The sequence below is a fragment of the Nostoc sp. DedSLP03 genome, assembly GCF_034530815.1.
Lineage (GTDB): Bacteria > Cyanobacteriota > Cyanobacteriia > Cyanobacteriales > Nostocaceae > Nostoc.
In genome coordinates this window covers 55679-72220 of the sequence record NZ_JAVRCK010000021.1, presented here as the reverse complement: position 1 = coordinate 72220, position 16542 = coordinate 55679, and the positions used below count along the sequence as shown (strand labels likewise).

11 protein-coding genes are annotated in these 16542 nt (G+C 40.9%); 4 read left to right on the top strand and 7 right to left on the bottom strand.

Annotated elements, in window-relative coordinates; translation table 11 throughout:
* Positions 1-132 precede the first annotated feature (132 nt).
* Complete coding sequence (locus RM368_RS12810; RefSeq protein ID WP_322694396.1) at positions 133-309, bottom strand: hypothetical protein; 177 nt, start codon at positions 307-309, stop codon at positions 133-135.
* Between the two features lie 68 nt (positions 310-377).
* On the opposite strand from RM368_RS12810, the gene RM368_RS12805 reads away from it, so the two are divergent.
* Together RM368_RS12805 and RM368_RS12800 are read left to right on the top strand one after the other, a co-directional pair.
* Positions 378-536, top strand: a complete 159-nt coding sequence (locus RM368_RS12805; RefSeq protein WP_322694395.1) for a hypothetical protein — start codon at positions 378-380, stop codon at positions 534-536.
* A gap of 203 nt (positions 537-739) precedes the next feature.
* Positions 740-1513, top strand: a complete 774-nt coding sequence (locus RM368_RS12800; protein ID WP_322694394.1) for an AIM24 family protein — start codon at positions 740-742, stop codon at positions 1511-1513.
* A 170-nt stretch (positions 1514-1683) separates the two neighbouring features.
* Here RM368_RS12800 and RM368_RS12795 read toward each other — a convergent pair whose 3' ends face one another.
* Entirely contained in the window at positions 1684-6468 is a 4785-nt protein-coding gene (locus RM368_RS12795) for a hypothetical protein (protein ID WP_322694393.1), read from the bottom strand.
* A gap of 48 nt (positions 6469-6516) precedes the next feature.
* Here RM368_RS12795 and RM368_RS12790 point away from each other — a divergent pair, with 48 nt between their 5' ends.
* Entirely contained in the window at positions 6517-7047 is a 531-nt protein-coding gene (locus RM368_RS12790; protein WP_322694392.1) for a hypothetical protein, read from the top strand.
* 223 nt (positions 7048-7270) lie between these two features.
* On the opposite strand, the gene RM368_RS12785 is transcribed toward RM368_RS12790, so the two are convergent.
* From RM368_RS12785 to RM368_RS12765, 5 genes are all read right to left on the bottom strand, one after another.
* Positions 7271-7672, bottom strand: coding sequence for a hypothetical protein (locus tag RM368_RS12785; RefSeq protein ID WP_322694391.1), 402 nt, complete (start codon positions 7670-7672; stop codon positions 7271-7273).
* An 85-nt stretch (positions 7673-7757) separates the two neighbouring features.
* A complete protein-coding gene (locus tag RM368_RS12780) occupies positions 7758-8276 on the bottom strand; it encodes a hypothetical protein (RefSeq protein WP_322694390.1) in 519 nt (172 codons plus the stop codon).
* The gene (locus RM368_RS12775; RefSeq protein WP_322694389.1) at positions 8192-9043 is read right to left on the bottom strand and encodes a hypothetical protein; all 852 of its coding nucleotides are present in this window, start codon (positions 9041-9043) and stop codon (positions 8192-8194) included. The genes RM368_RS12780 and RM368_RS12775 overlap by 85 nt, the downstream gene beginning before the upstream one ends.
* Positions 9044-9055: 12 nt before the next feature.
* Entirely contained in the window at positions 9056-9523 is a 468-nt protein-coding gene (locus RM368_RS12770) for a hypothetical protein (protein WP_322694388.1), read from the bottom strand.
* A gap of 30 nt (positions 9524-9553) precedes the next feature.
* Positions 9554-10633: a ParM/StbA family protein gene (locus tag RM368_RS12765; RefSeq protein ID WP_190901652.1), complete on the bottom strand. Its 1080-nt coding sequence runs from the start codon at positions 10631-10633 to the stop codon at positions 9554-9556.
* Positions 10634-11389: 756 nt separating this feature from the next.
* Between RM368_RS12765 and mobF the strand changes: the two genes are divergently transcribed.
* The gene (mobF, locus tag RM368_RS12760; protein ID WP_322694387.1) at positions 11390-16468 is read left to right on the top strand and encodes a MobF family relaxase; all 5079 of its coding nucleotides are present in this window, start codon (positions 11390-11392) and stop codon (positions 16466-16468) included.
* Positions 16469-16542 lie beyond the last annotated feature (74 nt).

Below are 16542 nucleotides of genomic sequence, written 5' to 3'. Positions count from 1 at the left end.
TCTTTAAGAATTAGCTTTTTCATCATGCTCACCAAACTGATAGCGTATGGCTGACAAAAGTTTGTCGGCAAAGTCTGCTTCCCCACGCGATCTACGCGATCTATCTAAAGCGAACAAAGAGCGCCTAACTTTTCACTGGAGTCGGTACAGATTCATCAATTGCTGCGATCGCACGAAGGGCGCCCTTCGCCAGAATTTGATACACGACCACCAAACTCTTCTAAATTGCGGCTTGTCAATAAGGCGATCGCTGTCAACCAAGTTCCATAGATTTTTCGCCTCCTGGTTTTGACCAATAATCTTTAACATAATTTATTGTGTCGATAAGCTTTAACTCCTATTTTGAAATGATTCTGGAAGTCCTTTAAGGGTTTGCAGTGGTGATTGCTTCTAACTATTGGAGTAATAATCTCTTGAGTATGGACACAGATGCAGAACTCAGTGACTCTTGGTGGAAGCGGGTTAAATATTATGCTCGGCTGGCGATTGAGCGGGTGGAGTCCGGTATAGAATCAGTTAAAGAGCTACTCAAGTAATACAAACACACACTTGACATCACATCGCAATGATTTTGTCAATGTGAGATGCAATATTGAGTTTAGTAATCTACGGAACGAAGGCAGGGCTACCTGCCCTTTACTAATAATGTTCTCACTGTTGTGTCTGGAAAATTGCACTCACCAAGATCGCTATAGTTAAGCTAAGTTATTTTCCTTTAAACCATCTGTAAGACCATACTATGCCTAACTTCAACAGTGAACCGATACCAGAATTGAGAAATCCCCAGCAAACTTTTCATTCTGGTGACTTAAATTTAAGAATCGAAGGAGAAGTAGTACCTGTAGTAGATGTGCATCTGGGACAACAGCAATCAATTTACTTTGAGCATCATATTTTACTGTGGAAACATCCGAATGTTCGCCTCGGTATCAAAGGTTTAAAAGGGGCAGCCAAGCGTTTCTTTGCCGGACTGCAAATTTTTATCAGTGAAGCACATGGGCCAGGGAATATTGCTTTCTCTCGTGAGGCTCCAGGACAGATTGTAGTGCTGCAATTAGAGCGTGGACAGACAGTGGACGTGCGCGAACATCAGTTTTTATTAGCTACGAGTAATATTGAGTACAGTTTCTTTTTTCAGCGAGGACTGGCGAACCTTTTTTTCAGCCGCAGTGGCGGCTTATTCATTGATCGCTTCATTGGTCAGCAACAGGGAGGGCTGCTTTTAATCCACGGTTACGGTAATGTCTTTGAAAAGTACCTCGCTCCAGGAGAGATGTTAGATGTAGAACCAGGGGCATGGTTGTGGAAAGACTCATCTGTGAAGATGGAGACCGTAACTGCATTACAATCTAGTGGCGGCATCTTCGGAGCTATTGGGGTGATGCTTGGCGGCATTTCATTCACTCTTAACCGCTTCACTGGCCCTGGTCGCTTAGGATTGCAGTCTATGACTTATCACCCTCCTATCTCTGAGGGACAAACTCAAGTTGGTGGCAGCGCTAATCTCGGTTAAAGGTTTTTGCTCTGGAGCCAATGCTCCGATACAAGGTACGAAAAGTAATCTGAATTCAGAAGGACTGAATAGTTAAAGAATCAGGAGAACATTTGATGAATAAATATACCAATCATTCTAGATTCCTAATCAATTCTGGCTCCTGGGTGCTGAATTATTACAATCTATCTTTATAAGTCTATTTGTTGTGTTTGAGATTTAGCTAATATTTTATCAATTTGAGTATTAACATCTTCAAAAGTTTGCAAGATATGTGGAGTTAGTTTATTAGTCTGTAACTGACCAGATTGCAAGTTTAAAATTACCTCTCCATTTTTCTGCGAAATAGTTAAATCCCTCTGCTGGGTATTGAAAGCCAAGTCATAAATCTTTCCTAAAACTTGAGTGCCATTTTCATGAGGCTTACCCCAGACCATACCAATCCTTTGAGCAATTTGAGTCAACCGACTGATGGCTTCAAGCTCAAATGTATCTTTATTCATTACTGTCAAAGCTTGGGCTGATAATTGCTCACCAGCTTTAAACCTATTAGCCACTTCTACAATGCGTTTTTTGTAATTCTCCGACTTCCCTAACTTATCTGCGGCATTGTACCAATTTCTCAAGTCATCAATAGTGACTGTCGGGACTTCCTCTACGCCTAAAGGTTCGGTTTTTGCACTATTAGTAATCTCTGGTGTAGAAGGAGTACTGGAGAGTAATGGAGTTGTATATTGGTTAGGTGGGGATTGTGCTGTTTGTTCTGGCAGTTTTAAAAATTGCGGTCGTGTGGCGAGGGAGCTAACGAGTTGCTGATATTCAGTACTTGATTCAATCACAGCCCCAAATTTCTTGGTCATGTTCTCCAAAGTTTTGGGGGAAATTGAACTATTAACCAAGTTAAATACTGCTAAACCTTTTTTGGTTTCTCTAATAACATTTTCGGGTGGGGCAAGCGAGAATTTAACATTTTGAGCAGTTAACCATTTAGCAACAGTATCAGCTTTGTGGTTGTCAACAGCCAAGCCCATGACTCCAAGCTTTTTGTTTGATTGGGTAGAAAATAGGAATGTGGGACGCTCTTTAATATGATGTAGAATTGGCTCACTGCTATTAATCATCTCTTGTTGTTGGGGATTAACCGATTGAGTCCCAAAAGCCTGAAATTCTTTCGTCCAAATAGTAGGATATTCAACGGTATTAGGGTCAATTTGAGCGCAAATAACAGAAAAATTACTTTCAATGATAGCGTCGGCGGATGTAAGTTTTCCGGTTTTGAGCAATCCAAGTTGTCTGAGCGCGTCTTTATCTTTTTTGAAGTGCAATACTCCCAGAGGTTCACCATTCAAAAACACAGCATCTCTAGTTTTAGAAGCTGAGATTTCAATAGTCAGTTTTCGATAATCTTGATCATTGAATGTCTGACCAGAAAAATCATAAAAGTTAATTTTATTAATTTTGAGGAGATTTCCATTGGGAGATTCACCCAGGACAAAAGCTTGATCTCCAGTTTCAGAGATTGACGTGAGCTTTAATTTTAGAGGATTACCACTTTTCAGGTAATCAATTTGTTTTAACTGTTGGGTAGAATCACTGTCTAACTCACCCAGAGTTTTGCCATCAAGTTTGATTTTTACTGTTTTATCAGTCACCGGTACAGTGCCAAATTCTAAGTTTACGGATTCGGCGTTAAAAACAAGTCCTGCATAAGAGAAGTTCTTGAGTTCACGGATAGTAATTTCAACCGGCTCGTTTCCTGGTAGTCCAATAGTTGCTTTGCCAGTAGCAGGTTCTACCCCAACCATACTTGCTTGCGCTTTCGTTCCAATGGGAAGCTGTGCGGTTCTGGTTTCAAGCATGGCGAATTCCTTATATTCGCCGTCACTATCCTGGACAAACATTAGTCTGGAAACGTGGCGTTCATGCCCGACTGGGTGGTGACTAGCTCTAATTTCTATCGCATGTTTTTCGGTGGGATTCCAGTCTCGACCCAAAAATTGATTCGCTTCATTATTCAGTGTGACTAACTTCGGTTCGGTAAATTGCAATTTATCTAAGCGAGAAATAATCTCATTGGGGAAAGCAGCGAAAGCAAAATTAGAGACTTTTTTCGCGATCGCTTGGGGGTTTGCGTTTTCTTTTCTTGCAACTTCGAGTTCATCCTGGCGAGATGCACAGATGTTCCAAGCGGCGGCAGCAGATGCAAGTTTTTCTGACTCTGGGATCTTCGCATAAAATGCAACAGCTGCATCATTTGCCAAGGCAAAGAGTAGTTTAGTTTGGCTTCTAGTAAGTTCTGGTTTTAGTTCTAGGAGTTTAGCTCCTTGTATAGTCATCCCCGCCTTGAGGTTGTGGTCAGTCACCGATTGTTGGCTAACTGTCCCCAGGTTGCGGTAAGCGGGTTTTCCATCTGACCCAACCTCGCCATCTATCTGTGCAACTGCTAATAATTTATGGGGGCGTTCACTGTTTGTGAATTTAATCTCATCTAGGCGAATATTAAGTGTCTGGGCTTTCCAGATTAAGGGATGCCCGTAACGGGTGAGATTGGTAATTTCGAGTTGCGTTCCTGAATCCGTTTGAACAACTGCGCTAGGACCTGACTCTGTTTCTCGCCGCCTTGAGGCACGAACCGCAGCGTTGAATTTCAGATCAAACTCGTACTTGGCGGCGATCGCTGCAAATTTTTGCTGTGGTGTAAATTCTACTCCTTGGAACAAGTCTTTAAACTGGACAATGGGACGCGATTCTAACTGTGATTCTTGGAAATATTTGTTAGTTTGATTAATTAATAATTCTACAGGGGAGTAGCCCTTTGGCGTTATACCTGTGCTTAAATAAACTGAACGCGACTTTTTATCTTTAATATAGTTAACATCACGATACAAGTAGCGGTTGTTTTCCCTGATTTTATCCATCTCAGGTTTTTTAGCACTTTTGAATAAATCAACCGCTATTTGGTTTTGATAACATCCTTCTTCAATCATACTCCGGTACATTTGACGGTTAATGTCCATCGCCTGCTGGATAATTTCGGGAGTTCTTTGACAATGAACAAGTTCAACAACCCCTTGCATATACGGCTTGTATTCTTCTCGAATTAACTTTGGCTCTTTCTGGCGTTCTTGCTCAAACAGGGTTTCGTAATGGTTTGAAACTTGGTCTAGATAATTTGATTTTTGCTCAAAAGTACCGTAAGTCTTTAGTACCTCAATTTCTGATTCTAATGCCTCCAGTGCCGTCACTTGATTGTTGATTATACCCACGCTGATACTATCGCTCATGTGGATAGCTATTTCTTCAAATGGAGGCTGGCTTCCATTTTCCAAATAAAATGATTGTTTTTTGAGCTTAACCGTGGGGGAATAGGCGTTTTGGGGAAGATTTCTTCGCTCTGCCTCTGCTGTTAAATTAGGATATAAGCTAGCTCTTGCTATACCAATGCAGTCACCATCGTAGTCTCGTGCTTGGCGTTCCGATTCGGTTTCGGCTGGATCTATAAAATTAACATCAACCCCTTGTGTTTCTAACTCTGTAATTCTGGCTTGTATGCGCTTGTGGTCTTCGTCATTGACTACAATTATGCCTTTGAGGTCTTTACCATCTGGCCCGAGTCGATCTTTAACGTGCTTGTTAGCAGACACACACAATCCGTTAGAATTCAGAAAAGGAGAACGGAAGTTAAGAATTTTCTCTTCATTCTTTTCCCATGAAACACAAATTTCACCATTTTTAAGTTCCTTGGATGGAATAATCATCCCTCGGTCAAAAGTAAGCGTTTTCCCCAGAGCGATATCTCGCCATTGGCTCTGTAAAAACCGACTTAATTCCTGTTTAACTTTTTCCGTTTCTAAAAGTTGTTGATGAGCAAGTAAGTCAGTTTTGATGAGTTTGTACATGAACAAGTCATCTTTACTACCCTCGTCATCTAATTCCTCATCTGTATTTAAATCGTCATTTTTCCCTAAGTTTTTAACATCTATTTCTTGGTTTGTGACTTCTCCTATTTTTAATTTACTTTGGTTCAATGATTCTTTGCGTTTTTCGTATTTTTCACAATAGTAAGCAGCAACAATTCTAGGGTCATCTTGAATAGAGGCTAGTTTTTCAGCTTGTAGCTCTAATTCTTCGGCAAAATCTTTAATTCCTTGGGGGAAAGATGCTAGTAGTTGGGAGATAGACATCTGACCTTGCTGAGATTGCCCTTTTTCGGCTAACCAAATATCTTGCTGATACAACCCTGGCTTAATTTGAGGTTTAGTGGGACCTTCTGGTCTATCCTTATCTGTTCCCTTAAAACTGCTTACAGGGAGAATTATATCGATTTTTGGTTTGCTATTTGGATCTGCATATTTGATTTCGTCTAGCCTGTATGGTCGTAGTGTTCCTTTGCCAAAACGGTATTTAGTAGTATCCTCTCCAAATCCATCTACCCAACCAAATCGATGCTGAATTACACGATAGCTTTTATCTGTTTGGGATTCTCTTAAGGTTACTTTGTCATAAAGTTGTGTTGAAATCTGCCCATAACAGTCACCAACTAATTTATATGCCAAATCATTCGATAATATCCCTCCATTTTCACCAGCCTTTTCAGTAGAATCATCTACTACCAGAATGTTTAGCTTTTCGTGAATTGCATTTTTACAAGGCCCAAGGAAGATTGAACCATAAGCCCCACGGTCTTTACTATCTGGACAAATTTTTTGAATTGTTTCTAAACATTCTTTATCTCCATAAAGTAGACGAGTCTTGGAAGATAGCAATAAAATATGTCCATCTGGATGATTCTTTAGCTCTTCGGCAGTACTGTATTCATCTGAGTGTCCAAACGAGAATTCTTTGCCAGGAAAGTAAAATTCTAATAAGGTATTACTGAGCTTTTCAGTTAAAATTGATTGAGAGCTAGTTTTGTTATCGTCTATATAGATCCACTGATTTAAACGAGGGTCAAAATGCTTTAATTCTAAAGCCATAACTGTTAAGTTAATTGATGAAAATTAATCAATTCTGAGGAGATTTATATGTCAAGAATTAAGCGTTGGATAAATATGCACAAGGATGAGTTCCATCCAGATGGCAGCTTGAAAAATGAAGCTCGACAAGAAATGTTATCTGTGGGAATGAGTAACGAGGCGATTGATGATTATGCCTTTAGGCTAAAAGCAAGATACGACGAGTGGAAGCACTTAGACGAGACTGATCCAGAGCCGTGGCCAATCTACATAGCCTACGATTTCTTTACTGAACAAGAAAAAAAGGAATTTAACCCTGACGGCTCTCTCAGACCTGAATATGTAGAGTACGCTCGGCAAATTGGCATCAGTGAAAGTGCCCTGGAACAGCTTGAGTGGCGTAAGAAAAACGAAGTCGAGAATTATAATGCTGTGTCTGCCGATCATGCAGAACAAGGTATTAACTTTGGTGAAGAACGGATGAAAGAAAGGATTGAAGACAGCAGAACCTACGTTCAACGCCTCCACAAAATGGAACAGGACTTGCGGAACTTTGAGCCGGAAGACAGTTTGCCTTTTGACAAGGACACCTCTTATTAAAGTAGGTGACTTACGCCGCTGTAAAGAAAGTTTTTATCCATCAAATGCAGTGATTTGAACTGAATATGTGAAAAAAAAGCGATCGCCTCACCTTGGTATGAAAGTAAATATTCAAAAACTGCCTTTTTACTCCGTTGACTTAAAATATTTTAGAGATTGCTGATGGAGTATCATAGTTAGTAATCGCAGTGCAGTAAATAAATACACCGCACTGCCACTGTGTTTATCTATGATGTTTTTTACTATATGGTGGGGTGTTTTTTGAGAATTGTTTGCCAAGAGATAATTCCGACGAAGAATTATTAGATATTGATGAAGTAGCTATTTTATACATGGCAAAACAGCAAGAAATAGTGACCAGGGAGATTAAGGTAGCCTGACCAATTATTTTCCACGAGTTGAAAATCACTTGAGACTGAACTCGCCTAAAGAAAACAGACTCTAACTTTTGCTGAGTCGTGCGATTTTTCAAGTACTCTAAAACTTGCAGACATTCAGATATGTCCTCGCCTTTGTGGACTTTTTGGCACAGCAGAATTTCTAAGCGTTCAATGCGACGTTCTGGAGTTGATAAATTGATATCATCCCAATCGTCCCAAAGTTTAATTTCTTTTAGGTCGTTCATAACTTCATCCTTATATCAAACTATTGATGTTGTTCCAAAGATAGGGAAAACCAAAACAGACACTTTCTCTTTCCCAAAAACTTAATTACTTGCGTCGTTTAGATTTTCTCTTATTACGTTCATACTCAGCAACGATATCCTTTGCTTGTCCCGGAAGAATCACACTTTGATTGTTGAACCGCATTTGATATACCTGATAACAGAGACTTTTGCTATTAGGACAAGACAAGAAAGTTGGTAGATTAATGATTACCACGGCTGTAGCAGTTGCAGAAATCAAAACGCCACAGATGAAAAAGAAAATCCCAGAGCGACCAGAACCGACCCAACCACCGAGCCAAAAAACAAATTCCTTGAATTGTTCAAAGCGTTGTTTGTTCAATTTTTGGCGTTGTTGTTCTAGCTGTACCCATTGAGTAGAGCCTTTGAGATGTTGTTGAGCGATCTGTATAGCTTTAGTATCCGATGCTTTATCAATTTGGATGTCGATAGTGCGCTTTTGGGCAGCAATTTCTTGTTTTAATCGGTATTCGTTCCATTCTCTAATGCGTTGGGCGACAGCATCGGCGTGGGCGAAGAAGATGGTAAGGGTGTCGTCTCCCAAGTCACTCCAGATAACTGTAGCCTCTGCTGCTTTTTTTCGGCGATTCTCGCCATGATTCTTTCTTCTAATTGAGCGAAGAGGTTATTTTCAGAATCGCTCTGTTGTAATTTCAGTGCAACATTTTTAAGGTAAAGTGATTGAACTAACTCTGGGGCTTCTTCAGCCTGAGCAGCAGTAATTTTATCAATCAAGCTAGATAAATCTTCTCTTGCCGCTACAGCTTTTTCACTAACATTCTCAATCACTGCATCTAATTTTAATTGTTGAGAATTTTCGCTTTTACCTAGAGTTGTTAAGCTGGCTGCAACTTCTTCAAAGGATTTGTTTTGCTCTTTTATTGATTTGTAGGTTTCAAGAAAGCGTTCGCACTCATCTGGACTATACTCATCTTGCTCAGATAGTCCGCAGACTTGGAGAATTATTAAAGCCTGAGAAAGTGCGATTTTATAGCCTCTTTCACGAGCAATAACTAGTAATTCAGTGATATCTAATGGTAATTGGGCTTTCTTCCCTTGTTTTTTCCCCCCATTTTTCGTTGACGACGAGGAATTGCCCTGAGTTTCTGACAGTGCATTGTCAACAACTGGAGATAATAGAGCCATTACTTCCTCGTCAGTTCCACCCTGCTCAATTAAAGTGCGACATTCACGAAACCTGTCTGCATCATTCTCGGTATATGACTCTTTTTCAGGTATCCCACTCAAGCGTAAAGTCCGGCTAATTTCGGATGGTGAGAGGTTGTTAAAAAGTTCTTGTGGTTGATACATAATCATTAATTCCTATTTAGATAAAGTTGAAAAAGGATTTAACCAGTCAACTTTTAACTGTCTTTCTTCTGTTGGGGGAATCTTAGATGGTTCTATTGGGGGAATCTTAGATAGTTCTGTTGCGGGAATCTTAGATGGTTCTGTTGCGGGAATATTGGATGGAAGGGAAAGTGATGAAAGTGAATTTCTGTCTACTGCAATCATCGTGGCTGCCTGAGACGGGATTTCTCCCAGCAGTCCCATCAGATATGAAGAGTGAAGTTGAAGGCGGTAAAGACAAGCACGAATGTGTGGTTCTAAATCTACGGGTTGCTCTTGGGCTTGATAGGCTAAAGGAAGCCAATAGCTGCTAATAGCAATTATCACCATATCCTTCGCAGGATAAAGAGTATTTCTGGAGTTTAAATACTTAAACAGCATTGCTTCGGGGCTATCAGTCTTAACTCTACTTCGTAAGCGAAACTCAACATCTGAAAACATTGCTAATATTCCTTTAAAACGAGCAAATTACTAGGACGCACGATGGTTTGAAATAGCTGATGTAGCGTTTTGATAACGGAATAATCCGTATACATCCGTGAAACGTAAGCACAACGCATCTTTTTTAATCGGCAGGTTAAAAGCCAAGCGCACATCTTCTTCTAATTCTGCCGCCCATGAAATCTCGGTATAAGTAAATAAGTTTTTCAACTCAGCAACTAAATATTCCGATGTTCCCCCACCAATAATTACTTGCTGAATATCAACAGGAATATTCATACTCAGCCAAATAGATACTTTATTCCAGTATTCTTTCCGAGATAACTCCGCTACTTCAACAATTTGTGCTACTTCCTCAGCTTTAAACTCAGCATTCTTACTCCGAGCCAAGGTGTTAAAGTATCTCGGTTTTAACGCTGAACCTGATAGATGAACAGCCTTTAACAAATCATGTAAGTTCTGTCCTGATGTTCGGCTTTTGATTCTCTCCAGCATCCAGGCTAAACCCAAACCTTCTGTTTTTCCAGTTGATATACCCCGCTCAAAGATTACGGCTGATATATCCCGAAAACCCAGCATCACCACAGCAATGTTCACTTTATTAAAGTCTGTGCCGAGTTTTTTACTTCGCGTCAATACCAGTCCCCCACCCTCCGGCAAACACTGAAAGCTGATCAGATTTACACAAAATTGTTGACCTCGAAAGCTAAAGCTAGACAGTGCCTTGGTTAAACCCATTTCCAATCTTTCCCTGTCTTCCCACTCCCCATAAGGCAACAGCAGTCCCAACGATAAATCAAGGTTGGACTTCAATCCTTCTCTAATCGCTATTGCCCCCACTGCTGCTAAAGTTTTTGGAATCGCGTTCTCATACTTGAGTTCTAAAAAATTGATTCGCGCTTCAAAATACTTTTGGGCCAAAAACCCAACCGCATAATACTCTCCGTTGTACTCTATCCAAGCCTCATTCTCTGGATTCGGCCGATTAATTTGCCCAGACTCATATAAAGAGAGCGAGTCTCTAGAAATCTTAACTAGCTCTGGCTCCATACACAGCAATTCTGGTTTAGAAGACATCTTCTCCAGAACACGATAAACCATCTTCGTCATTGAAGTTCCTGGATCAAGACTCAACATTAAATCCACAAGAAATTTTCTCCCTGTTTTTGACCCTTTATCAAGAATTATTCCTAAAAGGCTAAAGCGCCTATACCGTAATGATTTCAGCATTTGTAAATAAAAAATATGAATCATTACAATTGCACTTTTATTTCACTAATTTGTGCATTTTCTGGAAAATCGCCTAAGTTTCCAATCCTCACCAATCCTCACTAATTCTCATCAATTTATCCCAATTTATCCCAATGTCTCACTCTCCAAATTCAAATTCATCGCTGATGTTATTACATATTAAACATCATCTAATAAGCAATTATCATTAGCTTAATAAAACCCAATAGTTCCCGGAAGTTCCCGGAACTTCTCGGAAGTCACCCAATTTATCCCCATGTTTTCCTACTAATTTGAAATATGCTTTAGAGGACACAAGCCTTGGAATCCATCTTTTTCTGACGCACAGTACGCCATATTTTGCGGAAAGAATGCTGTAGTTTTTTGCTATATTAAATAGCAATTACCTGTTTGAAAAAAAAAGTTGAAGTCCAAGAATCACGAAAATCTTTTCAGTCGCCATCAAGCACCACTAAGTTTGATGACGGGGATTGATTTTGACTTCAATACTTATTGCAAGGGTGATTATCTTGCCAACAGAGATAATAATCAGAATTTCTTGACGAGAGTTTGTTGCACCAACAGATGGAATAGAACAAGGATTAACTTTTGTAAACCCCTTTTTCGAGGTGAGCCATGCTAACAGCGGCTAACGTGTCCTCAGAGATGGCGGTGAACTACTTCATCAAGAATTACTATCACCAAGTTAAGTCGCTTTGGAGTGGTCAAGGTGCTGAAAAATTGGGGTTGTCAGGGGCAGTCGATGATGAAGAAGCTTTTAAAAATATCATTGAGGGGCTTACGCCTGATGGTCGTGAGGTATTGAATGCCAGAGTAGTCAAAGAAAAGGGGAAAGGAGAACGCAGAGCCGCATTAGACTGTACATTTTCTGCGCCCAAAAGTGTAAGCTTGATGGCCTTGGTGGGCAGGGATACTCGTTTGATTGATGCTCACCATCAGGCGTTGAAAGAAGTCCTGCAACTGATAGAGCAGCGTTACGCCTATACCAGAGTGACAAACGATAACAAGAGACATAGAGTCAACACTGGTAACTTGGTGGTAGCGCAGTTTGACCACATCGAAAGCCGAGACTTAGACCCACATCTGCACACTCACTGTTTGTTGATGAATATGACTCAAACCGCAGATGGTAGGTGGTTGAGTTTGGGCAATTCGGAGATATTCGCCAATAAGAAATTCTTGGGAATGGCGTATCAAAGTTATCTGGCGCGTGAGGTGCTCAAACTTGGGTACGAAGTGGAGTTTCGTTTACATGGACAGTTTGATATCAAAGGGTTTAAAGAGCAAGATTTAGAAACGTTTTCTAAGCGACGACAACAAATCATCGCTGCGGCGGGTGCTAATTCGACTTGGGCAGAACGTGAAAAAATTTGGGATAATACCCGCCAGCGCAAGCAGAAACTACCAGAATCAGAATTAGTTGCATTGTGGAAGTCAGAAGCTGCTGCATTGGGTATCACGTTTGTCAAGCCAGGAGAACCAAGATCCGAACAGGCGGATGAAGTGGTTGAGCAAAAAAGTCTGATTGATGCCCTAGATGATGCGATCGCACATCTCAGCGAGAGAAATGTCGCCTTTAGACAAGAGGATTTAGAAAAATTCATCCTAGAAGAACGTTTAGCTACGGATATAGCAGCAACAGCAGCCCTGATTAGAGAGCATCAGGAGTTAATCGCTTTACCAGGATTGACTGACCAATTTACGACGATGACAGCAGTGCGACGGGAACTGGCAACGATTGACTTAATGCAGCAGGGTCAATATAAATTTTGCTCCATTTCCCAAAGAGAAGTAGTCGAAAGCCACTTAGAGAACACCTTACTAAATACCGGACAGCGCCAAGCAGTAGAATTAGCTGCAACAACATCTGACCAGTTCATTGCATGGCAGGGGGTAGCTGGCGCTGGCAAGACTTTTGCCCTCAAAGAGTTGAAGGCGATCGCTTTCAATGCCGGATATACCATCAAAGGCTTTGCCCCCAGTTCCTCTGCTGCTAAGGTTTTGAGTGAAGAGTTAGAGATTCAATCTCTTACTGTTGCGAGGCTTTTAATTACTGAACCACAGGAAATTGAACCAAATCAAATCTGGATTGTGGACGAAGCGGGTTTACTCAGTGCTAAGGATGCCCATGCACTCCTACAACGAGCAACCTTACTTCAAGCTAGGGTGATTTTAGTAGGTGACACTCGGCAGTTGTCAGCAGTATCAGCAGGTAATCCCTTCAAATCCTTGCAGCAAGCAGGAATTAAAACCGCACACCTCAATGAATCGTTGCGCCAAAAAGATCCTCAACTAAAATTAGCAATAGATTTAATTGCTGATGGCAGGATTGAAGCTGGTTTTGAACGACTAGAAGCCAACGGTTCCATACTTTCTATAGATAGTTTTTCCAAAATAGAGCAGATCGCCAATGATTATATAGTAGGGACACCAGAGCAGCGACTCAAAACTCTTGTGTTAGCTGGAACAAATACAGAAAGACTTGCCCTTACCCAAGCGATTCGCTCGAAGCTCAAGGGTGAAGGAACTTTGGGAGAAACTGCAACCATCACCCAATTGCAAACCAAAAATCTGACAAAAGTACAGATGCGGTTTGCCCATAACTTTGAAATTGGTGATGTGGTCATGCCGACACGGGATTACAAACGCCGGGGGCTTTCTAAAGGCAAATTATATGAAGTGGTAGGTCGAACTACTGATAAGTTGACCCTAATTGGTGATAATGGTCAGGTAATGGATGTAGACACGGCTTTTGAGAAAGCGGTTTACCACAGTCACCAGATTGAAATTGCTGTGGGCGATCGCTTGCAATGGAAGAAAAACGATCGGCAATTGGGACGACGCAACGGGCAAGAATTTACTGTGACAGGAATCGACCTGAACATAGTCCACATTAAATATGCTGATGAGCGTACTGAACGCATTAGTTTGACACAGGCACAAAACTTAGACTATGCCCTTGTGAGTACAACATATAGTAGCCAGGGTAAAACTGCGGATCGGGTGTTAATTTCGGCAGATTTCACTATTGGACAGGAAAGTTTTTATGTTGCTGCCAGCCGTGCAAGGCATGAATTAAAGATTTACACCGAAGATCCAACACGATTGGTAAAGTTGGCGCAACAGTCGAAAGCCAAAGAGAATGCTTTGGAATTGCTACGAAAACAAATTCAGAAATCGACTTTCAAGCAGCACCAAGCAATAACTATAAATATAAGTGCCCCTTTTGAGAAGCCAGTACTAAAACAAGAGACGACAGTATCTACTCCTTTTGTCGAGCCAATTGTGAAATCAGTTGCATCTAGCCGGACAACAAGCCATGATTCATCAATAAAAGTACCGAAAGTCTTGCCCGTCTTGAAAGAGACACCAAATTATAATACTGTTGAATCGGTTTTCTCTAAGCCAGTACTGAAATCTGCTGCCCCAACAGAAGCATTTTGGACACCACATCATACTAAAGACATTCCCAATTTTCTTGAACCAAAGCACTGGCAAGAGTTTGAAGATAGCGCTATCCATCCCGATATTACAGCGTTGAACTTTGAGAGTCTTCAGTTTAACTATGCAGGTGGTGAGCATGAAGCCTGGGAACGGCTCATGGTCAGCGAAAAACTGAATCGAACAAATACAGGACGGCTAACAGATGGTTTTATAAGGGCATATTCGCATCTTGATGCTGGTGGATGGTGGTGTGATGCTGGAGTTGATGCGCGAACATTTGCTGACTTAAAGCCAGGTGAGAAACCGCCGATTAAACGATGGGGATGCTACAAGCCAAATCAACTAAGACCCAAAAAAGATGAGTCTGGGCAGATAATTGAAGGGAAATTCATTAAATATGAGCATCCCCCAAAAGTTGAATTAAGTATCTTCTTCCTAGATGTCCCTGACGATATTGCCGAACGCATTTACTCCAAACACAAGGTGAACCCCAGTGATAGCGATCGCCAATCAGGATTTTGGTACTGTGTCTGGAAACATAATATCCCGTGTGCGATCGCAGAAGGTGCGAAAAAAGCAGCCAGCCTGTTGAGCCAAGGTCACGCTGCCATTGGGCTACCTGGGATTTCGGCGGGATACCGAACTCCCAAAGATGAGTTTGGCAAGAAAATTGGCAAGTCTTACCTGCATGAGGAGCTAGCGGTTTTTGCTACACCTAATAGAGAAATCAAATTCTGCTTTGACTATGAAACCAAGCCGGAAACAAAGCTCAATATCGAGCGAGATATTTCCGTGACTGGGAGATTGTTGCAAAAATCAGGAGCCAAAGTCAAAGTTGTCAGCTTGCCAGGGCCTTCTAAAGGTGTCGATGATTTTATAGTCGCAAGTGGGCCACTCGCTTACGAGAAATTGAGTCATCAAGCTATGAATTTAAGAGACTGGCAACGCCAGAATCAATACAAGAGTGCTGTTACGATATCACCACCTCAAAAGTTAACACCAGAACAACGTTCTTTACAGCAAAACCAATCTATAGGACAAACCGATGACATCAACCGACAACAACCCAAAACCGACACAGGAATTAGTAGTGTTAACCGAGAAAATAGAGAAATTGTTGAGCAGTCACGAGAAACTGAGTCAGGAATTGAGCGCAAAAATCCTACATTTGGAACAGAGCCAAGCCGAAGAAATGAGGAATTTCTTACAGCAATTAGCCGAGACATTGAACTCCAAGAAGTCGAACAGCTTGGAGACGACATTACAAGAATTAACCTCTTCTTTGGAGGCGGTCAGGGTACAAATCAGCGAACAGAGAGTATCTCAGGAGACACTGACAGAAAAAATTCAGCAATTCTTGACCAGACAACAAGTTATAGAAGTAGTGAGCGAATTGTAAACGCAATTACTAATTTTGTTGAGCAATCGTCTCTTGAGGTTGCACTAGCTGAAACATTGCAACCTCTAATCCAGGAATTTTCACATTATCAGCAGGATTTAACCAATGGAAAAATCACATTAGACAAACTTTCATCAGCCCTAGCTGAACAGGAAAAACACCAACTCTCACAACTTGCTGTAAATGCGATTACTGATTATGTTGAGCAGTCATCTGTTGAGTCTCTTGAGGTTAATTTACCAATACTAATCAAGGAACTCTCTCAATATCAGCTTTCTTTAACCAATGGAGCAACTACATTAGACAAACTGACAACAGCATTAATTCAATCAGAACAACGTCAAATATCACAACTCACCATAAATGCGATAGTTGATTATGTTGACCAATCATCTGTTGAGTCTGCACTGGCTGAAACATTACCAACTGTAATCAAGGAACTATCTTTTTATCCTGCTAATAGTGAATTTACTAAGATTGTCACCAATGTAGTCGCCATAATTGATAAATTGTCGGAGTGCCTTAAACAAAAAACTGCTGGTGCTGTCGAAGAAAAGGAACAAGTTACAACAAATATAAAGTCACTTCTAAGGCAGATGCTCCAGCATCTAGATAAACAACAAATGTCAGATTTATTTATCGAAGTAGGGAAATATGCTCAAGGTGAAAAAGTCAAAGGTGATCAAGTCAACAAGTTATTTTACCCTGTTGGTCAAACTGACTTATCTTTAACTTTTGAACAGAAAATGAATATGGTTCGCCAATTAATTAGAGAGGACAAAGCCCGGATTATGATCTTGCTGGAAATCCCCCAATCCCATGAGAGCAAACAAAGTAGATTTAGACGATAAACACTTCTGAGAGAAAGGGGAAAGGATGTATTCAAAACCTTTTCTCTTTCCCCACAATCCTATTCCCCCTCATC

Coding starts and splice junctions, on each gene's coding strand:
- RM368_RS12810 (WP_322694396.1), bottom strand. CDS start 309: ATGTTAAAGATTATTGGTCAAAACCAGGAGGCGAAAAATCTATGGAAC.
- RM368_RS12800 (WP_322694394.1), top strand. CDS start 740: ATGCCTAACTTCAACAGTGAACCGATACCAGAATTGAGAAATCCCCAG.
- RM368_RS12795 (WP_322694393.1), bottom strand. CDS start 6,468: ATGGCTTTAGAATTAAAGCATTTTGACCCTCGTTTAAATCAGTGGATC.
- RM368_RS12790 (WP_322694392.1), top strand. CDS start 6,517: ATGTCAAGAATTAAGCGTTGGATAAATATGCACAAGGATGAGTTCCAT.
- RM368_RS12785 (WP_322694391.1), bottom strand. CDS start 7,672: ATGAACGACCTAAAAGAAATTAAACTTTGGGACGATTGGGATGATATC.
- RM368_RS12775 (WP_322694389.1), bottom strand. CDS start 9,043: ATGTATCAACCACAAGAACTTTTTAACAACCTCTCACCATCCGAAATT.
- RM368_RS12770 (WP_322694388.1), bottom strand. CDS start 9,523: ATGTTTTCAGATGTTGAGTTTCGCTTACGAAGTAGAGTTAAGACTGAT.
- RM368_RS12765 (WP_190901652.1), bottom strand. CDS start 10,633: ATGACGAAGATGGTTTATCGTGTTCTGGAGAAGATGTCTTCTAAACCA.
- mobF (WP_322694387.1), top strand. CDS start 11,390: ATGCTAACAGCGGCTAACGTGTCCTCAGAGATGGCGGTGAACTACTTC.